The organism is Vibrio sp. 10N.247.310.23 (assembly GCF_041467155.1).
Classification (GTDB): domain Bacteria; phylum Pseudomonadota; class Gammaproteobacteria; order Enterobacterales; family Vibrionaceae; genus Vibrio; species Vibrio crassostreae_C.
Genome location: NZ_JBFSTZ010000002.1, coordinates 1 through 20,141 on the forward strand (window position 1 = coordinate 1; position 20,141 = coordinate 20,141).

A 20,141-nucleotide genomic window follows, 5' to 3' on the forward strand; every position below is an offset into this window, starting at 1 on the left:
ATTTGAAGTAGCCATAATTCGTCCTCAATGTGTAAACACATTTCAGGACGGGACATTTAAACAGAAAAAGGCAGGAATATCCTGCCTTTTTTGCATATTAGACCTATCGTCTCAGATTAAATCAGAGCGCTATAACGTTCTAATCCCGCCTCTAGATCAGCAATCAGGTCATCAACATCTTCTAACCCAATATGAACACGTATCAAGGTACCTTCGAAATGAGGATTGGCAACAGTTCTCAAGCTGTCAAAACTGCTTGGTTCGTTAGCTAGAATCAAACTTTCAAATCCACCCCAAGAGTAACCCATACTAAAATGTGTCATTCCATCAAGTAACGCTGTCGTCGCTTTGATATTAGAGTTGTTTAGTACAAAAGAGAACAAGCCATTACCGCCAGTAAAATCTCGTTTGAAGAATTCATGGCCTGGGCAAGACTCAAGAGCAGGGTGACGAACGTGGTTAACTTCAGGACGAGTCTCTAACCATTTTGCGACCTTCAAGCTGCTTTCTGCGTGTTGGCGTAGACGCACATCAAGAGTACGAATGCCGCGAAGCCCTAAATAAGCATCATCAGGTGAGACACATTGCCCCATCAAGTAACTTTGCTCTCTTAGTTGATCCCAGCATTTCTCATTGGCGACTGCCGTACCTAGCATCACATCAGAGTGACCCACGATGTATTTGGTCGCTGCTTGAATCGAGATATCAACACCAAAATCAAACGGTGAGAAGTTCACGCCAGCCGCCCAAGTATTGTCTAGCATAACGATGATGTCATGTTCATGAGCGATACGCGCTAGTGTTGGAATATCCTGCACTTCCATGGTGACAGAGCCTGGAGACTCAGTAAACAGCACCTTAGTGTTTGGCTTGATAAGGTCTTGGATACCTTCACCAATCGTTGGCTCGTAGTAAGTTGTCTCTACCCCCATCTTTTTCATGATGGTGTCACAGAAATCACGAGTAGGTTCGTAGCAGGTGTCAACCATTAAAATATGATCACCTGTTTCTACAAAAGAGAGAATGGCATTCGAAATTGCTGCTGTACCACACGGGTACAGTGCACAACCCGCGCCGCCTTCTACTTCAACCATCGCATCTTGGAAGGCAAAATGAGTGTTGGTTCCACGACGTCCGTAAAAAAGGGTCTTGTTAGCGCGGTTAATCGTAGCTTTACGCTTCTCTTCTACTGAGTTAAATACGACAGTTGAAGCGCGTTGTACTGGTGGGTTAACAACACCATTGGTCCACTTCTTATCACGACCTGCAGTGATAAGTTTAGTGGTTTTGTTCTCGGACATGCTGTGAATTCCTTATCAATCGGTTATGTCCTATTTAAAACATGCCAAGAGTGTTCAAAGCAAGAGCGGAGCGGGGATTTTTGCGCTTTTCTTACGATTTTTAACCTTTCACTCAGTTAACAGTGAAAGGTTAAAAATGATCGATGGGGAAACAACGAGCCATAATCGACTCATTGCTGGAATTATAGGAGTGGGTTGAACAAGTAGAACAGCCTCTCAAAGAAGCGATTACTAAGGTTTCTTTGCTCCCACTGTTCTAACTCTACAGAGTGGGATGAAGCGATATAAGATTTCTGCAGCTCAGACAGTTTTTGCGTGAAATGCACATCATCCACAGCCAGAGTCACTTCAAAGTTGAGCCACAAACTGCGCATGTCGATATTGACGGTTCCGATCAAGCAAAACTCTTCATCGATCACTACCGATTTGGTATGAAGAAGGCCACCGTAAAATTCATAGATCTTCACGCCAGCTTCAAGCAACTCGGTATAAAACGCACGAGAAGCCCATTTAACCATTAGTGAATCGTTATTGTGTGGAATGATCAGTTCTACAGTTACGCCGCGTTGAGCTGTCATCTTAAGTGTTTCGAGTAAGTCAGCACTTGGCACAAAATAAGGTGTAGTAATACGTACAGAATGATTCGCTTGATTGATGGCGATGGTCAGTACTTGTAAGATCAAATATTCCGGCATGCCAGGGCCAGACGGCACTACTTGAACCGGATGATGTGTCATGATTTCTTCAACTGGGCATTCAGGTATATCAGGGAGAATGCGTTCACCAGTCTCAACTTCCCAATCCCAGCCATGAATAGCGGATAACACATTAACGGTTGGCCCAGTCACTCTGACCATTACATCAATCCACTGACCAACGCCGGAACTTTGTTTGAAGTGAGCAGGATCGACCATGTTCATTGAACCCGTATAGGCGATAGTCTCGTCAATCACAATGATTTTGCGGTGTTGTCTTAAATCTAGGCGACGTAAGAAAATACGCCATGGGCTCACTTCTAGTGCTTGTACGACTTGAACGCCTGCGTCCTTCATCATTGACTGCCAGTGGCTTTTGAAAAAGCGAGGGCTACCGGCTGAATCGAGCAAAACTTTAACATCTACGCCACGTTTTGCAGCGCGAATCAGCGCAGAGGCAACCGAATCGGTCAGGCCACCTGGATGCCAAATATAGAAAACCATCTTGATACTGGTTTGTGCATTTTCTATATCTTCGATAATTGCGTGTAGGATCTCGTTTGGTGAAGATTGCAGCGATAGAGTGTTTCCACTGAGTGCAGGGATGCCCATTCGATTGTTACAAAGCTCGTCAATCTTATGGATAGGGGAGCCGACTTTCCCTGGTTGGTGAAGTTGGCAATCATTCAATTGACGGAACCAGTCGCCGAAAGGGGTAAACATACGATGAGCGCGTTCAGCCCTTTTTCTGCCTAGGTTTAGCTCACCAAAAAGGAAGTAACAAGCTACACCAACAATCGGGATAATGTAGATAACCATTAGCCAAGCAAGAGAAACGCTGACAGAGCGTCGTTTTAGTACAACACGAAACGTCACACCGGCTACGAGAACCCAGTACAAAACAACAGAGGCCAAAGTTAAAAAATGATAAAGCTTATCCACATTGAATACTCGAAAAAAGAGACACTTAGATAGTAATGCTATTTAACGGATATGGGAATTTAAGGATTCAACTATTTACAAAATAGAGCAAAAGATGTAAATAGGTTAAAGTTGTTAAGTTTTGGTCAACTTAAGAAGAAAACGATTGTTTTGTATGAAAAGTCGGCATTTAACCATAAAAATTTACATCTTTAACGAAATTTGTACGGTATGCTCTTCCAATTTTATTCTTAAACTGGTTTACTTGCTAGACAACGAGCGTCAATCAAATCTTTTAGGTGTGTAAATTTATTTATACACCTTCCTTTTAAAGACGCCACCCAAAGCAAAACACAACATCACATAACACAAAAGTTTGGAGTACACGTGGCTACTAGTAATACAACCACAACACCCCGCGATACCTGGGGTTCGAAGTTAGGATTCGTAATGGCTGCAGCAGGTTCTGCTGTTGGCTTAGGTAACATTTGGAAATTCCCATACACAGCAGGCGAAAGTGGCGGTGGTGCATTCGTTGCCATTTACCTGTTTTTTGTAATTTTTATTGGTTTCAGTGTCATGCTGACTGAATTTGCGATTGGCCGTCATACGCAAAAATCAGCAGTAGGTGCATTTAAAACAACTGACCGTCGTTGGACGTTCGCTGGCGTTATCGGCGTATTCAGTGGTCTACTTATCATGGGTTTCTACCCAGTAGTAGGCGGTTGGTCAATCGCATACATCGGTAAAATTGCAGGTGGTCTTCTAGACGCACCAGAAGCAATTGGTGATAGCTTTGGTGGCTTTATCTCAAACCCAGTTCAACCACTAATGTGGATGGGCTTATACCTACTACTTAACGTTGTTATCGTTATGAAAGGTATCTCTGGTGGTATTGAGAAAGCAGGTAAGATCCTGATGCCGCTTCTTTTCATTATCCTTATTGTAGTATCAATCAAAGGCATTATGCTTCCGGGCGCGATGGCTGGTCTTGAGTTCCTATTCAGTCCTGACTTCTCTAAAGTAGACAGCAATGTAATCCTAGCCGCTCTAGGTCAAGCATTCTTCTCTCTAAGTCTTGGTATGGGTTGTATGATGACATACGGTTCTTACCTTAAGAAGAAAGAGAACCTAGTTCAGACAACAGCAATGGTAACCGCAATGGATACTGGTGTTGCTATTCTAGCTGGTGTTGCAATGTTCCCTGCAATGTTCGCGTTCGGTATGGAACCTGCAGCGGGCCCTGGTTTAGTATTCGTTGTTGTTCCTCAGCTATTCGCTGAAATGGGCGGCGTAGTTGGTCTTCTATTTGCTCTTATGTTCTTCGTTGGTTTGAGTGTTGCGGCACTAACATCTTCAGTATCTCTACTTGAAGTTGTGGTTTCTTACCTAATCGATGAGAAAGGCATGAAGCGTGTAACAGCGGTACTGTCTGCAAGTGTTGTAATGGCGATTCTATGTATCTTCGCTTCTCTATCACTTGGCGGCTTCGGTCCAACACTGTTTGATACTGGCGCGTTCGACATTTTCGACCTACTAACGGATAAGATTTTCCTAGCGGTTGGCGGTATGTTGGTATGTATCTTCGCTGGTTGGAGACTAAACCGTGCTGACCTAGAGAAAGAAATCACTAACGATGGTGAAGTATCTTTCCCACTATTCGGTCTATGGTACACGCTAGTTAAGTACATCATCCCAGTAGCTATCGCAATCGTTGCATTCATGGGTATCTCTTCTGGCTTCGACAGCGGTAAAGGTGCAATCATGCTACTAGGTATTGGTATTATTGCTGGCTCTGCGCTTATCTCTAAGAAGCTATAGTTTTAAGAAGCTACAATCGCGAGCTAAAGTAAGTTAAGAAACGGGAGCCAATGGCTCCCGTTTTTTTATTCAAATACTTAATTCTTATCAAAAAATAAAACATTACATTCACTAAAGTTATCCGTCACCTAGCCGATATATTGAATATCAAGAATTTTTGATCGGTATTTAATTTAGGTAGGTGTTGTGTGAAATTGTCAGTGAGAAAGAAACTGTATGCCGGTTTTGGCTCTATATTGGCGGTGCTTGTTACGTTAGTCAGTATTGTATGGATAGAAGTTATCGGCGCGCACCAGAGCGCAGATGAAATTAGAATGGACGATGTTCCGGGTACTGTTACCTACCTGGTACTGATTGATGAAGCGGGTGATGTATACCGAGATGCGCTTGGTGCAATTACACTGGTTGATAACGCACTCAATGATTATCGAACCAGCAAGAACGAATTTGCTCAAGCTATCGAGCAGGCTAAGCGTTTGGAGAGTAGAGGTTCGGAAGACCACCGCCGTATTCAGCGAATTGAAGACCTGATGGGGCGTTTCACTCAAGAGTTTGAATCAAAGCTTGTGCCGAAGATCAATGATGAAGCTGCGCTACTAGCCAATATTCAACAGCTACGATCTTTGTATGAGAGCAATCTTATCCCTATTGAGAACTTACTGGATCAAGCGTCAGCAAGTGAGCGCGCAGATACAGAACAGTCACTACTGACACTAACCGACACGTTTACTACCATCGAGCGCACTATCATGGTGTTGTCTGCTATTGCGATTGTCTTTGGTTGTGTGATTGCGTATCTATTGTCTAGCTCTATTACCAATCGTCTTACTCGTGTAGAACAAGTAGCACGACGTGTAGCAAATGGTGACCTAACGGCAGGCGACATTATTGATGATTCTGGTGATGAATTGGCTGAACTGGCTAAGTCGATTAACCAGATGCAGAAATCACTAGTAGACCTATTAGGTTCAATCTCGTCTGTGACTCACCAAGTCCAATCGGTTACAGGGGAGCTCTCTTCTATTAGCCAAGACATCGTTACTGGTGCATCAGCTCAAGCAGACAAAGCTAACTTGATTGCAACGGCTGCTGAAGAGCTAAGCTTGACCATTTCTGAAGTGGCGCAGCAAGGTACTTCAACTTATGAAGAAGCACGTCGCTCAGAAACCTCTGCAGAAGATGGCCGCAACGTGATTGTTGAGATGGTGGCGAGTATTCAACAAGTGTCGACTCAAATGAGCGATATGTCGTTGCAAATGAATACTCTAGGTTCTCACGGTGAGCAGATTGGTAGCGTTATCAAGGTAATCGAAGACATTGCTGAGCAAACTAACCTGTTAGCTCTTAACGCTGCAATTGAAGCGGCACGTGCAGGCGAGTTTGGTCGTGGTTTTGCTGTGGTAGCCGATGAAGTGCGAGCGCTAGCAGAAAGAACAACCAAAGCGACACGAGAAGTCTCGGGCATCATTCAATCGATTCAATCGGGCACTCAAGAAGCGGTGACTTACACTCAAGATAACTGTCGTTTAGTTGAGATTGGTGTTGAGCAAAGCTCAGGTGCTGTTTCGGCTCTAGAAGCGATTGTGAGCGGTGCGGGCAATGTACAAAGCATGGTTAACTCTATTGCGACTGCGGCAGAAGAACAGACGGCTGTGACCAAAGAAATTGCAGCGGACATTACCGCGATTAGCGATATCTCTGAGCAATCTCTGCAGCTAGCAACTCGTAGCTCCGAAAATACATCAGGCTTGAACGCTAAGGTTGCTGAGCTAGAAGCATTAGTTGGTAAGTTTAAACTGGCGTAAAGCGGTAGCTTGGTTCTATTTACCTATTGGTAATCGAGTAAAGACCACGCACTGCTCGCTAGTTGCTGAAAAGAAGCCCAACGATTCAATATTTATTGAGTGAGTTGGGCTTTTTCGTAGCTGGAATCTGGGTTCAGACGCGGTATACTCCACGTTCTACAATGGAGCTAGCCTTTAATGTTCGATATTCTTCTGAACCACTCTGATTTTTTACTTATCAATAAGCACCCTGGAGTCAGCGTCCACAAAGACGATGGCGATACCATGTTGCTTCAAGAAGTTGCTAAGGCAATTAATGAGCCTAAGCTGTATCTCGTTCATCGACTAGATAAAATGACTTCGGGCATTCTGCTGCTGGCAAAAAATGCGTCGGCGGCGAGCGAGCTTTCACAGCTATTTGCAAAGCGTGAAGTAGAGAAATACTACCTTGCGATCGGTTCTAAGAAGCCAAAGAAAAAGCAAGGTTTGATCTCAGGAGACATGGAGCGCTCACGACGCTCAAGTTGGAAACTTCTGACATCCAAAGAGAACCCTGCGATTACTCAGTTTTTATCAGCAACGGCTGAACCCGGTGAGCGTCTGCTGTTATGCAAACCCTATACGGGGCGAACTCACCAGATCCGTGTCGCGATGAAGTCGATCGGCTCAGCCATTGTTGGTGACCCTATTTATAATCCATCGAGTGAGGCTGACAGAGGTTATCTGCATGCCTTCGCGATTCGATTTGCCTATCAATCACAAGCCTACGAATATGTCTGCGATCCAAGAAGCCTAAACTCCTTGGGTGAGAAGTGGCATCAAGAAACCGTGTCGAACGGTTTGGACAGTTGGCTTGAACCTTGGTCATTAACTTGGCCAAAGCTAAACACTAAGTGAGTGAAATAATGGAAGCATCAGCTTTACCTCTGTTTTTTAGTCATATTGAACAGCAACTTAATGAAGTACCAAACGAACTACGCCGTATTTTCCACGGGCGCGGTAAGTTTTGGCCTGGTCTAGAGCAACTGACATGTGATTGGGTTGATGGACAGCTACTGGTTAACGTGTTCAAAGAAGTAGACGACGAATTCTTGTCATCTCTCAAAGCTGGATTGGTTGAACTCACTAACAGAGATATCTGGCAATCAAAGCAGGGCACAAGCATTGTTCTGCAACACCGTTATGCCGATGGTGCGCCTTCAGAGGTTCTATGGGGTGAGTTGAATGACTCTCCGGTTGTGGTTGAGCATGGTCTGAAGTACCAATTAGACATTGGCCGTAATCAGAACTTTGGTTTGTTCCTAGACATGCGTAATGGTCGCCAGTGGGTACAAGATAATGCTAAGGATAAGAATGTTCTTAACCTGTTCGCATACACTTGTGGTTTCTCTGTCGCGGCTATCGCTGGTGGCGCTCGTCAATGCATGAACGTGGACATGTCTCGTGGCTCGTTGAATAAAGGCCGCGATAACCACCGTCTGAATGATCACGATATGCGCTCGGTTAACTTCCTTGGCTACGATATTTTTAAGTCGTGGGGAAAAATCAAGAAGGGCGGTCCTTACGAGCTCGTTATCATCGATCCACCTTCGTTCCAAAAAGGCAGCTTTGCTCTAACCAAAGATTACAAAAAAATCTTACGTCGTTTGCCTGAACTTCTAACTGAAGGCGGTGAAGTGATTGCGTGTGTGAACTCACCAGCAGTCTCACCAAACTTCCTGATTGAGACGATGGCAGAAGAAGCACCAAGCGTTGAATTCATTGAGCGTCTGGACAACCCGCCTGAGTTTGTCGATGTCGACCTTGATTCAAGCCTAAAGGTTCTGAGATTTCAAAAACTTAATTGATATATCTTGATTCGATAGTGAAAAATAAGCCCCACCCTAAATTTAGGGTGGGGCTTATTTTTCTTCGAAGCAAAAGTTTAGAGCTATCACCCTACTTAATTTTATTTTAGAGCTCACGTGTTGTTTTTTTGTGATGGGTGTCTCATATCAGTAACAATTAAAACTTGGTCAAACCTTAGTCATATACACCTGGTTTATGTGTGCTTGGTAACTTATTGTGCGCATTTTAGACTTGCCCTGATCATAAATTAACCCCTATTGATTTGAGTGTTATTAATTTAATGGTTTTATTTGATGTTGGTTCATTTTAAATACTTATTTTCCGGCAATTATAAACTATAAATAATTTGTCTGTAATCATATAAATGAGTAATATTTTGCTAACTTTCTTTACGGGGTGAAATTCCGTATGAAAACAATCAAACTACATGGAAAATTAACTATGCTTACAAAACTATTCGTTAACACCAAAATCGTGCTAGAAAACTACAAAAATAACGAGCAAGGTGTTACAGCTATTGAATATGGTCTAATTGCTGCGGCTATTGCAATCGTTGTTGGTACTGCTGTCACGCCACTTGGTGCGCAGTTAGGGCTTATTTTTGATAATATTAAAGATACATTAACAGCTGCAACTCCAACTCCTTAATCGATTTGCGAGGAATTGAATCCTGGTGGTTAATTATCTTAGCCACCATTTCTCTAATTATAATGTATAAAGACGTTAAAAATAGAACGATTTCAAACCTGGAATGTATTCTTGTATTGATAGTGGTCTTCCCTTTTTTTTTGTTGTATGGGGAATCCATCTCATTACTTTACGCTTTAAGCATTGTTGTTATTGGTGTGGTTCTCAACCAATTGTCTATCCTTGGTGCTGGTGATACAAAGTTATTAGCAGTTTACTCATTCGCCATCAGACCTGATTATTTATGGCCGATATTGTTCTTAATAGTATGTATCGGTGGCTTATTATCAGTGGTGTATTACGTATATGGGCGATTAACCAATATAGAAGAAACAAAGCAAAGAGGAGTTCCTTATGGCGTTCCTATTTGTATTGGCAGTTATTTAGGTGTGCTAGCCTCGTTATAAGGTCAACAAAGTGAAAAAAAACATCATTCTTGGTATGGCAGTCATCGCTATATTATTTGGCTTATATGGTTTGGCTGGTAGCTTATCGAAACAAGATCATGAGTCGACAACGATCAAAGAAAAAGAAGAAGTGACGGTCCAGGTATGGACACTTTTAGAAAATGTAACAAAAGGTCAACATGTTGAGCGCAGCCAACTAAAGCTACAACGTATTCCTGAAAACGAAGCAAACACAAAAGGTGTCGTAAGCGACATTGATTTAGACTTTGCTCCAGGCTCTGTCTATCGACAAAATATTATCGAAAATTCAGTGGTATTCCCTGAACTAATAATTAATCCTGAGCAAGATGGTTACGTAGAATTGGTTATTGCACCAAATCGCGTTCCATATGCAATTAAAACGGAAGCCGAATCAGTCATTGGTGGAATCATAACGCAAGGCACTTTGGTCGATATACTTTCTATTTCGACGCCAGATACTTTGTTAGTGGAAACATCAAGCAACCGCAAGAACTCGGTATCTGTGACCCCTATAGTTATGGGAGTTAAAGTCCTTCAAGTCAATAAGCAGCTTATTGAAGCAAGCAGAACCTTACCTGAATCGACTGAAATCCGATTGATTGTTGAACTGACTCGCAACCAAGTCGCTAAATTAACAATTGCCAAACATATTTCGTCATTGGAAGTTCATAAATCGATTGGTGAATACCAAAAATCAGACTTGCAAGCAGATGCAGGAGATGTTTTACCGGGCTTTAAATCGATCGTTGAGTTTAGAGCAAATCAAATCGTTGTAAATTAAAGCTTAGGTTACTATGCGTTTAACATATTTTAAATGGCTACTTTGTATGTTTGCCAGCACTCTATCATTCTCAGGATTTGCTCAATCCATCACAAATTTATCTAAAGGTGGGATGCAAACTATTACGGTTCTAGCTGATATCCAATCAGTTTTTATTTCTGACCCTGAAATTGCGGATTATCAAGTAATAGATGAACGTAAAGTGGTTGTCTTCGGAAAAAAACTTGGGCGAGCATCGTTAGCTATTTATGGTGAAGAGGGTAAAACATTGGCTTCTCGGAAGATCTGGGTTAATCCGAGTCTCGACCATATTCAACAACAAATACAAATATTACACCCAAATGCGCAAGTCATCGCAGCAAATATTGGGGAACAAGTTGTTTTATCCGGAGTTGTTGCAACCGAAAGCGAACGCGACAAAATTAATGAGTTAGTTGGTACTCTTTTGGAAAAATCAAAAGAAGAGTACAAGCTAGAGTGGGACCTCGGTGACGACGAAACTCAAGAAATACTATTTATGAAACGCAACTATTTCGAAGGGGTTGTAAACAACATCGAAGTTTCGACGGTAAAACAAGTAAATGTGAAGCTGTCAATTGCAGAGGTATCACATTCATTTCTTGAAGAATTTGGTGTGAGCTATGGAAGTGAAGGTGCCGGGGCTGGTGTTTTTGTCGACAAGCTGACGAGCTTTAGTGCTTCTGACATTGTCTCTGTGATCACTGCGATTGGTAACGATACGGTAGGTCAAATCCTAGCTGAACCAAACCTTTCGGTTATTTCTGGTGAAACGGCGAGCTTTTTAGTTGGTGGTGAGCTTCCCGTTGTTACTGTTGTCGATGGCACAACCAATGTTGAATACAAAGAATTTGGTATTCGTTTAGAGTTGGCAGCCAAAGTTCACGATGACGATAAAATCACGTTGGCCCTAATGCCGGAAGTCAGTTCATTGGACACTCAATACAGTAATGAAACGTACGACCTGCCAGCACTAAAAACACGTCGAGCTAGAACAACAGTACAACTTGGTGATGGGAAAAGCTTCGTTTTAGGTGGCCTACTGAGTACTGAAGACAAAGAGTCATTGAGCAAGGTCCCATTCGTAAGCGAAATCCCTGTGTTGGGAGCCTTATTTAGAAATACGGGAACTGAGCGAAGTAAAACAGAATTGGTAATCGTCGCAACTGTGAATTTAGTGAAGCCAATCGAACCTAACCAAATACAACTGCCTACGATGAGAAAGACAACAACTTTGGAGCGTTTTTTCGTTATCGAAAATCAATATGAGCAAGCGAGCTCGATTTGGACTCAGGAAGTGTTGGCTTCAGGAGGATTCCAAAAATGATTATTAAAATGCATTTAAAGGCTCTATTTGTCGGTGTACTTGTTGTCGTTTCGAGTGGATGTGCGGAAAAGGTCCAAGAAAGGCGCGGTCAGTCGATTGAAGTCATACCCGTTGAACATACATACTCGTTTATCATAAAGAAAACAGGTCAAACAAAAGTAGAAGTATTTGAACTTATTGATGAAAATCTTGATGTACTGATTGAGAAAGGTAGCCAATTAGTCTGGCACACACAGCAAGGAAAGCAACTAGCAGACCTTGCGGCTGAGTATATGAGAAATAAAGGAGTTAACAGTAAGCTGATTTTCTTAGAACGAACTGATATGCCTAACGAACACCTATTTGATTTAACATTACGCTACACCCAACACAAAACTGTAACGAAGGTTTGTACCTATGAATCGATAGGTCGCTTTGGATATGGAGAAACCGGATGCTATGCTGATAATGCAAGATGGCAGTCCATGGTTAACCCTGAAAAAATGCTAAATAGTGTGCGATAGACGGTGATGACATGTTTGATCTTGTAGATATTTTAAAAACAAAAGTAGAAGAAAAAGTCGTGGTGCAAGAACAGATAACGTCTGTATTGTTCCACCAAACACAAGAATGTATTGATCTTGTTGAAGAAGCTTTTCGTTTTGAAGGAATTGTTCCTCCGTCAATGCTTAATAATTCAGATGAAAACATCAAACAACACGTACGTGAAGTTAATGTCGAAATTGCTATCGTAGAGTTGAATGTGACTGAAAGCGTCACTGAAGATATGAAGCGTATCAGTCATTTATTACCGAATAGTGCGTCAGTTATTGTCGTTGGTAGTGAAGATGCCATTTCGACTATACGTAACCTAAAAGAGATGGGATTTTATTACGTATTTTGGCCTATCTCTAAGACTGAATTAATCGATTTTGTTCGAAATGTTGATAATAATAGAAAGAAGAATAGCGGTTTAGGTAAGGACAGGACTGCAAAAAAAGTTGCGGTTTGGGGAACAAAGGGTGGTGTAGGAGCCACAATGTTAACGGCTGAAATAGCTTATGAACTCAGTGCGAAAAAGAAAAGTACCTGCCTTATTGTGGATCATGACTTCCGAGGTGGAAACCTTGATATTTTCCTTGGTGAAAAGCAGTTTCAGAAAAAGTCTGTCGCTCCAGGCGCGCTCACTACTGATTTAGACGTGAGTTATGCTAGTAGCATGCTTAAAAAAGTTAATAGCATGCTAGCTGTTTTAGCTGTTGAGTCAGAAGACTTAAATGAACTTGAGCTCAAAGAATATGCTCGTGCTATGTCCAAACAATTGGCTGGGCAATATAACTTTATTTTAGAGGATTTATCGCGTTCTTCTAATACTAAAACTGACCTAAAGTATATCGCTGAAAATAATGACATTATTACATTGGTTTTAGAACCGACTATATCAAGTGTCCGCGAAACAAAGCGTGTATTAGCTTCATTGGAATACCTAAACTCAAGAGCTCGATGTATCGTTGTTGTTAATTATACGATGGTGGAAAAATCGGCAACAATTTCCTTAGATGAAATCAAACAGTTCTTAGGTCGAAATGTTGATGTGGTTTGTCCCAACGAGATTCAAGTTGGCAAGATGGTTTTAGAAGGTAAACATATTTATCAACTGGGTCTTCCTATTAGTCAAAGCTTAAATCGATTAACGTCAATGCTTCTAGGCGAGAACGCTAGTAATACTGATGCCTCGCTGCTGAAAAAGCTCTTTAAGAGGTTTAAATAATGGATCAAGCTAAATCTAACTACATAGCTATCCGTAACCAAATATTTGAAGCTCTAGACGCTGAAGCTGTCCATTCATTGTCGAAGGAGGCTCTAAGCAAGCAGTTGACTAGCGCGGTTGAAATGCTAATTGAAACTCACAGCTTTTCTGTTGCGACTGTTGTCAAGAATGAATATGTTCGAAGTCTGGTTGATGAATTACACGGTCTAGGCCCACTGCAAAAGCTGATGGATGATGACTCTATTAGTGACATCATGATTAATGGCTACAACAATGTGTTTTTCGAAAGAAACGGCATTGTTGAAAAAGCACCTGTAAGTTTTATTGACGAGGCTCAGCTTCTACAAATAGCAAAGCGCATTGCTAGTCGAATTGGTCGCCGTGTCGATGATTCATCACCGACTTGCGATGCACGCTTGCCGGATGGTAGCCGCGTTAATATTGTTACACCTCCCATCGCGATTGATGGTACATCCGTCTCTATCCGTAAGTTCAAAAAACAGAGTATAGACCTAGGGCAGTTAGTGGATTTTGGGGCGATGAGTCCTGAGATGGCGAAAGTGCTTATGATTGCTTCTCGTTGTAGGTTGAATATATTAATTTCAGGCGGTACAGGCTCGGGGAAGACGACGATGCTAAACGCGTTATCTCAATATATTTCTGAGAAGGAGCGGATTGTTACCATAGAAGATGCAGCTGAACTGAGGCTTCTTCAACCCCATGTCGTTCGATTGGAAACTCGAACAGCAGGTATTGAAGGTACCGGTGCAATTACACAACGAGATCTCGTTATTAACTCACTTCGTATGAGGCCGGACCGAATAATCATGGGTGAGTGTCGTGGTGGAGAAGCATTTGAAATGCTTCAAGCTATGAATACCGGCCACGATGGTTCCATGTCTACTTTACACGCGAATACACCTAGAGACGCGATTGCTCGAGTAGAGGCTATGATCATGATGGCTACAAGTAGCCTTCCATTGGAAGCAATACGCAGAACTATTGTAAGCGCAGTCGATCTTGTCATACAGATTAGCCGCCTCCACGACGGTAGCCGGAAAGTGATGAGCATTACGGAAGTGGTTGGTATTGAAGGTTCGAATGTAGTGCTAGAGGAAATATTTAAATTTCAGCCGATGATTCAAAGTGAATCAGGCAAGGTCTCTGGTCGGTATGTTACCGCCGGTATGATGCAACGTTCCGTTCTGGTCGAGAAGGCAAAATTTTTTGGTTTAGAAGAGCAGCTCAATAGTGCATTTAGGGTTGGAGAGCCAGCGTGATTTATTGGTTAGCTTTGATATTTGGCGGAGCTGTAATGCTTATAGCGTTTTGGCCATCCACAAAAAAAGAACGTCACCAGTATTTAATGGAAGCTAATAAAACGCTCTATATAGAATCTATTGACGAATCTCAGCAAGCTGTAAATTTGAATGCTCTATCAAGTCAAACTTTGGTTCAAAAATGCAAAAGTAAGTTTGATAATGTAGTTCGTCAGCTTGGTCAATACGCCATGATAAAACTATTAGGGTACTTAGGTTTTCTTATTGTTTTTAGCAGTGTACTTAATCAGAAAATGATTAAAGTGGATGGTCAAATAGTAACACTTTCATTGGTTATTATTGGTCTATTCATAGGTTATCAATGGTTGCAGAATCGCGAACAAAGACGTTTTGAAGAAGCATTCCCCGATGCTTTGAGTATGCTGGCAAGTGCAGTAAGCTCCGGAGAGAGTATTACTCATGCGATTATTTACGTAGGTAAAACCCTAGAAGGTGAAGTGGGGAAAGAATTTAAGAAAATGGGGGAGCGCTTACAGGTAGGAGAATCGGTAGACTCTGTATTTAGAAAGTCGATTCAACGCTTCCCTTATCCTGCTTTTTACTTTTTTGTTATTACTCTTAGAGCAAATATGCAGAGGGGTGGACAGTTAAAACAAGTTATTAATAGGTTGAATCGCTTAATGTTTGATTCTAGATCTATTGAAAAGAAAAAGATGGCGATGACTTCAGAAGCTCGAATGTCTGCGAAAATTGTTTCGGCTATACCTATAGGCTTTATGTTTTTCATGCAATTTATCAGCCCGCAAAATTTTGACTTTGTAATGAATGACCCTGCGGGCAAGCCGATTCTTTATTATGTTCTGGCTAGTGAGTTTATTGGTTTGCTCATTGTTTGGTCCCTAATGAAAAGTGTAGAAAAGTAATGCAAACGCAAACGTTAATTTTTGTCTTTCTTGTTCTGCTATTCGCGTGTTTATCCTATCTATTTTTTAAGGTATACACCGAGATAGGTCGGCGAAGAATGCTTAATAAATTTTCACTTTTCGATGAACCTAAAGCCGAGGTGAGGAAAGGAGAAGGTTTAGATAATCTGTTTGATAACCTGTCATCGACTTTAACATCGTCAAAAGATGATATTGATAAAAAGTTAGATGACGCGGGGATTTATAATTCTAATATCTCGCAGTATTACATGCTAACCAAGTATGTTGTGGCCTTTTTAGGATGCGTTATTATTTACATATTGCTATCTAGGTTTGAATTTATACTTAACCAAATTATTGCAATGCTGGCCATTTGGCTTGTTTTGTGTGTCATTGCACCTGACAGTTACTTAGCGGTAAGGCAAAAAGCATTAAGACGAAAAATATCGAATCAATTACCATATCTTCTGGATCTGATGGCTATTTGTATCCAAACAGGAATGACTTTGGAGTCAGCTATGAGTTATTTGTCGCATGAGATGGAAGGGTTTGACAAGGATTTATCCTATCAACTAAATAAAATCAATGAACGTACTAAAATAGTAACTTTGGATATAGCGCTAGATGAGTTTTATAATCGGATACCCACTCCTGAGGTAAGAAGCTTTATTATGACTCTAAAACAAAGCCTAAAGTATGGGTCTTCAATCTTTGATGTGCTTACGACTCTCGCTTCAGATATAAGAGAAGTTAACATGTTAGGAGTCGAAGAGAAAATCGGTAAACTAGCAGCAAAAATGTCTATTCCACTAATCCTATTTATTATGATGCCGATCGTTATTCTGATTACGGCTCCGGGGATAATGAGAGTTATGGCCAATGTATAAAATAGTAATAGTGATAATTTTATCTTATTTTGTTTTTGGGTGTGCTAACAGTAGTTTGGATAGTAAATTGTCCGAATCCAAAGAATCAATATTAATCGAAACGAATAACTATCCAAAATTAATAGCTTATTATAAAGGTCAATTGAAAATTAAAGAAAGTGATTCAACTAGGATAAAGCTAGCAGAAGCATACGCGAATAATGTTGATTATGAATCTAGCTTATTTGTGATAACTCGTGTCAGAGAAAAAGATTCGAATGTAAAAGCAATCGTTGTTGAGTGCAACGCATTGTTTGAGATCGGTAATATTAGAAAGGCTGAATTGTGCCTTCTGAGGGCAAATGAATTAGATAAAAACAACCCTGAAATTGAGAATCAATTAGGCATAACCTATGCGTATTTAGGTTATATAAAAAAGTCGAAGTACTATTTTGAACGATCTAGAGAGCACTTTGTTGATGATGTGAAAATCAAGAATAACTTAGCGATGGTTTCTATGCTTGAGGGGGATTTTGAACATGCAGCTTCTCTGCTTCTGCCTATCTATATTAAAGGGGCAAGTAATGAGAAAATCGAGACTAATCTTGTCTTCTCTTTAGTGAAAATTAATCAAATAGATTCAGCGAAAAAAATCCTAGCTAGTCGTTATTCAGAAAAAGAGTCATTTCAGATCATAAATGATATCAAAAGTAGCCAGTCTGTAAACTCGCCCATAATATAGGTGGTTTTATGCGAAAAACGAACAATAGAAAAAAGCACTTGGGCATTGCATCTATCGAGTTTGCTTTGTCATTTATGGCGTTTTGGTTGATGTGTATTACTTGGGCTGAGATGGGCTACATGTCTTATGTGTCCTCGGTAAGTGACTATGCAATCTCCGAGTCAGTAAGAGATGCAAAAGTTGTTATTCAAGATTCTAGCACTAGAGGTGAATCAGGCTCTACTACTGATTTTATGCAGTCATTTAAAAATTCGATTCAAGCACAGGGATCTCTTTGGGGAGAGATGATTGACCCTAATAAATTCAGGCTTTCCATTCAATATTTGGATGATATTCAGGCTTTGTCATCATATAAAGGAGAGTGTGAAATTGAAGATGACAGTTTATATGAGTTGGAATGTGGGGAGCCTGTGAATAGTGTCATGGCTGTATATCGAATTGATTATGACTTTAAACCTATGTTGTCGTTTTTAATTGACACAGAGACTTTATTCTCACGTGAAGTTATCGTGATTCAGGAGTACGAGCGTGATCAATTTAAGATATAGACAGACAGGAACGTTCTCTGTTGAATTTGCATTACTAGGTGTTGTTTTTGCAACACTCTTAATATTGACGGGAGACGTCATTATAAAGCTATCAATACAAGGGAAGTTGGACCGTTTGTCTTATTCTCTTGTGAATGTGCTAAAAGAAAGAACTCAATTGTATGGTAAGAATGATAACACTTTAACAACGGATGATGCCAAAGCACTATATAAGGTAGCGAGAAACTCTTTGGAACGTACTACCGGAAATTACAGCCAAGCTAATTTGTCAGGTACATTCGAAATGCTAAGTTTTGACTTAAATGGCAACTCAAATACTACGACGGTCAAGCGCGGTGGAGGCTGTACCTTGACAGAAACCATTCAGGGTCTTCAAGCATTATCTATGATGACGTCATGGGGAAGAAGAGCTACGTTGTATCGAGTAACTCTCTGTTATAAAACAGATAATTGGGCTGGTGAGTTATTCGAGACCGACTTCACAACGGTTCAATCTTCTTCTGTCATGATGGGTAGGTAGTATGCGTCAGTCGTTAAACAAACAGAAAGGACATGCTGCGATACTATTTGCTTTACTCATCCCCGGCTTTTACGGTTTGTTTGCATTAGGAATCGATGGTGCCAGAGCTATACAAAATCGTGCTCGTCTGGGAGATGCTGCTGAAGTAGCTGCACTCGCACTTTCTGCGCAAAATAGCACAAGTTCACAGCATAATACTGCACTAGCTCGTTTATATGTAGATGCCTATATACGAGATAAAGAAACAAATGTGCCTATGAATATCGTTAGGACGGAGTGTCAGTTGACGGATCAAACTCAATGCGAAGGCGGTGCGAGGTATAGTCAGTATGATATTTCTATAACTACCACGCATGAATCTTGGTTTCCCGGTAACGAAAACTTTGTCGGCTTAGATGAAAAGTATTCTGTAAGTCATGCTGGTACAGCGAGAAAATATCAAGGTGACTCCATTGATATTGCATTCGTGACAGACTTTTCAGGTTCAATGGATTATTGGTGGGGTACAAAGAGAAAATATCAAGAGGTACAAGATATTATTTCGAACGTGCTCGTTGAGTTGGATAAATTTAACCAAGAAAGCGCCTCACCCGATGAGCTTAATAAGGTTGCCTTAGTTCCTTTTGCCGCATATTCGGTCGATGGGGTTGGTCGTCGGTGTAATGGTAGTAGGAGTAAAAGAAAAATATATTATTCAAACCAAATCGTGTTCGGGTGGAGCGATAAACAGAGTGCGAAAAATACAGTTGAAGATTTATGGCAAGTAAAAGAATCCGATGAGCGTTGTGATTATGTTGCTAATTATGATTATTATACCACCCCACTGACGTCTGATTTAGACAGTATTGACGATGATATTAAAAGTTTTTCACCTGATGGAGGTACAGCTTCTTATCAAGGTATTATGCGAGCAGCGCAAATCTTAAAAGCGACAAATAAACCAAACCCACGGCGGTTGATCGTTATACTTTCTGATGGAGACGACAGTGATTCGGATATGGCTAGCGCTTTGGTGGAGGAAGGGATGTGTACTGAAATTATCGACGGGCTGAGCTCTGATAGAACTGTTTCTGGGCGGCCAGTGACGGCACAGCTCGCTTTAATTGGCTTCACTTATGATGTTAATGACAATAGAGCTTTAGCTGACTGTGTTGGTGAAAGTAATGTTTACGATGCCTCCAACCCAGAAGAACTGTTGGAAATTATTCTAAACCTAATTTCAGAAGAAATTGGACATATTAAGTAGTAGGAAAGTTCATGAATCCACTAAAGTATTTATTTATCGCTCTTTTCTTCTTCGTGTATAGCGCGGGGAGTATAGCCAAAGAGAAAGAAGTCATGTTTAACGAGTATTGTGCAAAAGAAGGGATGGACATTGAGCGCTCTGTTAGAGTGGGAGAACCTATCTCTATTATCCCAAATGCTGGACCTTTCAGCATGCTTGAAACGACGAGTAAACACGAACTTAATAAAGATTTGCGTCAGTTTTTGATTGGTGAGGTCGGCGTCAGCGAAGGTTGTAGCGAGTTTCTAATCCTTAACGGTCAGTTAGAAAATGGAAGGCAAGACGATCCTTTGGCAAAAGTTTACTTTTCTTTCGACCGGTCTCAGTTAACAGACTCTTCTCTCTATATTCTGGATAAAATTGTAAAGTTAGCATCGTTGTCTAGTAGTAAGTTTTTGCTCGAAGGTCATACTGACAGCGTAGGAAGTTCTGATTACAATCTAGCACTTGGAGAACAGCGTGCGAATTCAGTAGCGTTTTATCTTCAATCAAAAGGGGTTGAAGGAATTAGCATTTTATCGAGTGGCGAATTAGCACCTGTAGACACTAACTCCACAAGTCAGGGAAGAGCGAATAACCGACGTGTCGATGTGATGGTAAATTAGATTCAACAAAA

Annotated in this window: 20 protein-coding genes; 18 read left to right on the forward strand and 2 right to left on the reverse strand. The window is 41.1% G+C overall.

Features of this window, described 5'->3' with window-relative positions; translation table 11 throughout:
• Positions 1 to 116: 116 nt before the first annotated feature.
• Both AB6D93_RS01420 and cls read right to left on the reverse strand, forming a co-directional pair.
• On the reverse strand, positions 117 to 1,301 hold the full coding sequence (locus tag AB6D93_RS01420; protein ID WP_102333159.1) for a cystathionine beta-lyase: 1,185 nt from the start codon (positions 1,299 to 1,301) through the stop codon (positions 117 to 119).
• Between the two features lie 182 nt (positions 1,302 to 1,483).
• Positions 1,484 to 2,938, reverse strand: a complete 1,455-nt coding sequence (cls, locus tag AB6D93_RS01425) for a cardiolipin synthase (protein ID WP_017065339.1) — start codon at positions 2,936 to 2,938, stop codon at positions 1,484 to 1,486.
• 366 nt (positions 2,939 to 3,304) lie between these two features.
• Between cls and AB6D93_RS01430 the strand changes: the two genes are divergently transcribed.
• The 18 genes from AB6D93_RS01430 to AB6D93_RS01515 all read left to right on the forward strand — a co-directional run bounded on the left by AB6D93_RS01430 (position 3,305) and on the right by AB6D93_RS01515 (position 20,130).
• The gene (locus tag AB6D93_RS01430) at positions 3,305 to 4,738 is read left to right on the forward strand and encodes a sodium-dependent transporter (RefSeq protein ID WP_050546918.1); all 1,434 of its coding nucleotides are present in this window, start codon (positions 3,305 to 3,307) and stop codon (positions 4,736 to 4,738) included.
• 188 nt (positions 4,739 to 4,926) lie between these two features.
• A complete protein-coding gene (locus AB6D93_RS01435) occupies positions 4,927 to 6,543 on the forward strand; it encodes a methyl-accepting chemotaxis protein (protein ID WP_102333160.1) in 1,617 nt (538 codons plus the stop codon).
• A gap of 177 nt (positions 6,544 to 6,720) precedes the next feature.
• Positions 6,721 to 7,419, forward strand: a complete 699-nt coding sequence (locus tag AB6D93_RS01440) for a TIGR01621 family pseudouridine synthase (RefSeq protein ID WP_017060318.1) — start codon at positions 6,721 to 6,723, stop codon at positions 7,417 to 7,419.
• Positions 7,420 to 7,427: 8 nt separating this feature from the next.
• Positions 7,428 to 8,369, forward strand: coding sequence for a class I SAM-dependent methyltransferase (locus AB6D93_RS01445; protein WP_102333161.1), 942 nt, complete (start codon positions 7,428 to 7,430; stop codon positions 8,367 to 8,369).
• Between the two features lie 442 nt (positions 8,370 to 8,811).
• A complete protein-coding gene (locus tag AB6D93_RS01450) occupies positions 8,812 to 9,018 on the forward strand; it encodes a Flp family type IVb pilin (protein ID WP_102333162.1) in 207 nt (68 codons plus the stop codon).
• Positions 9,019 to 9,023: 5 nt separating this feature from the next.
• Positions 9,024 to 9,464 carry a prepilin peptidase gene (locus AB6D93_RS01455; protein WP_267868947.1) on the forward strand — a complete coding sequence of 147 codons (441 nt, stop codon included), beginning with the start codon at positions 9,024 to 9,026 and terminating at the stop codon, positions 9,462 to 9,464.
• 10 nt (positions 9,465 to 9,474) lie between these two features.
• Positions 9,475 to 10,266, forward strand: coding sequence for a Flp pilus assembly protein CpaB (gene cpaB / locus AB6D93_RS01460; RefSeq protein WP_017065753.1), 792 nt, complete (start codon positions 9,475 to 9,477; stop codon positions 10,264 to 10,266).
• A 46-nt stretch (positions 10,267 to 10,312) separates the two neighbouring features.
• Positions 10,313 to 11,611, forward strand: coding sequence for a type II and III secretion system protein family protein (locus AB6D93_RS01465; protein ID WP_017065754.1), 1,299 nt, complete (start codon positions 10,313 to 10,315; stop codon positions 11,609 to 11,611).
• Positions 11,608 to 12,114, forward strand: a complete 507-nt coding sequence (locus tag AB6D93_RS01470; RefSeq protein ID WP_102333164.1) for a hypothetical protein — start codon at positions 11,608 to 11,610, stop codon at positions 12,112 to 12,114. Before AB6D93_RS01465 ends, AB6D93_RS01470 begins: the two co-directional genes overlap by 4 nt.
• Before the next feature lie 11 nt (positions 12,115 to 12,125).
• Positions 12,126 to 13,361: an AAA family ATPase gene (locus AB6D93_RS01475; protein ID WP_017065756.1), complete on the forward strand. Its 1,236-nt coding sequence runs from the start codon at positions 12,126 to 12,128 to the stop codon at positions 13,359 to 13,361.
• Positions 13,361 to 14,641 carry a CpaF family protein gene (locus AB6D93_RS01480; protein WP_102333165.1) on the forward strand — a complete coding sequence of 427 codons (1,281 nt, stop codon included), beginning with the start codon at positions 13,361 to 13,363 and terminating at the stop codon, positions 14,639 to 14,641. The genes AB6D93_RS01475 and AB6D93_RS01480 overlap by 1 nt, the downstream gene beginning before the upstream one ends.
• Positions 14,638 to 15,564: a type II secretion system F family protein gene (locus tag AB6D93_RS01485; protein WP_017065351.1), complete on the forward strand. Its 927-nt coding sequence runs from the start codon at positions 14,638 to 14,640 to the stop codon at positions 15,562 to 15,564. The genes AB6D93_RS01480 and AB6D93_RS01485 overlap by 4 nt, the downstream gene beginning before the upstream one ends.
• On the forward strand, positions 15,564 to 16,451 hold the full coding sequence (locus AB6D93_RS01490) for a type II secretion system F family protein (protein ID WP_102333166.1): 888 nt from the start codon (positions 15,564 to 15,566) through the stop codon (positions 16,449 to 16,451). The genes AB6D93_RS01485 and AB6D93_RS01490 overlap by 1 nt, the downstream gene beginning before the upstream one ends.
• A gap of 67 nt (positions 16,452 to 16,518) precedes the next feature.
• Entirely contained in the window at positions 16,519 to 17,172 is a 654-nt protein-coding gene (locus tag AB6D93_RS01495) for a hypothetical protein (RefSeq protein WP_240799498.1), read from the forward strand.
• A gap of 8 nt (positions 17,173 to 17,180) precedes the next feature.
• Positions 17,181 to 17,720 (forward strand): TadE family protein, encoded by a 540-nt coding sequence (locus AB6D93_RS01500; protein WP_017065354.1) that lies wholly within the window; start codon positions 17,181 to 17,183, stop codon positions 17,718 to 17,720.
• Positions 17,701 to 18,240: a tight adherence pilus pseudopilin TadF gene (tadF, locus tag AB6D93_RS01505; RefSeq protein ID WP_102333168.1), complete on the forward strand. Its 540-nt coding sequence runs from the start codon at positions 17,701 to 17,703 to the stop codon at positions 18,238 to 18,240. Before AB6D93_RS01500 ends, tadF begins: the two co-directional genes overlap by 20 nt.
• A gap of 1 nt (position 18,241) precedes the next feature.
• Positions 18,242 to 19,486, forward strand: a complete 1,245-nt coding sequence (locus tag AB6D93_RS01510) for a TadE/TadG family type IV pilus assembly protein (protein WP_102333169.1) — start codon at positions 18,242 to 18,244, stop codon at positions 19,484 to 19,486.
• An 11-nt stretch (positions 19,487 to 19,497) separates the two neighbouring features.
• Entirely contained in the window at positions 19,498 to 20,130 is a 633-nt protein-coding gene (locus tag AB6D93_RS01515; RefSeq protein WP_017065357.1) for an OmpA family protein, read from the forward strand.
• Positions 20,131 to 20,141: the final 11 nt, after the last annotated feature.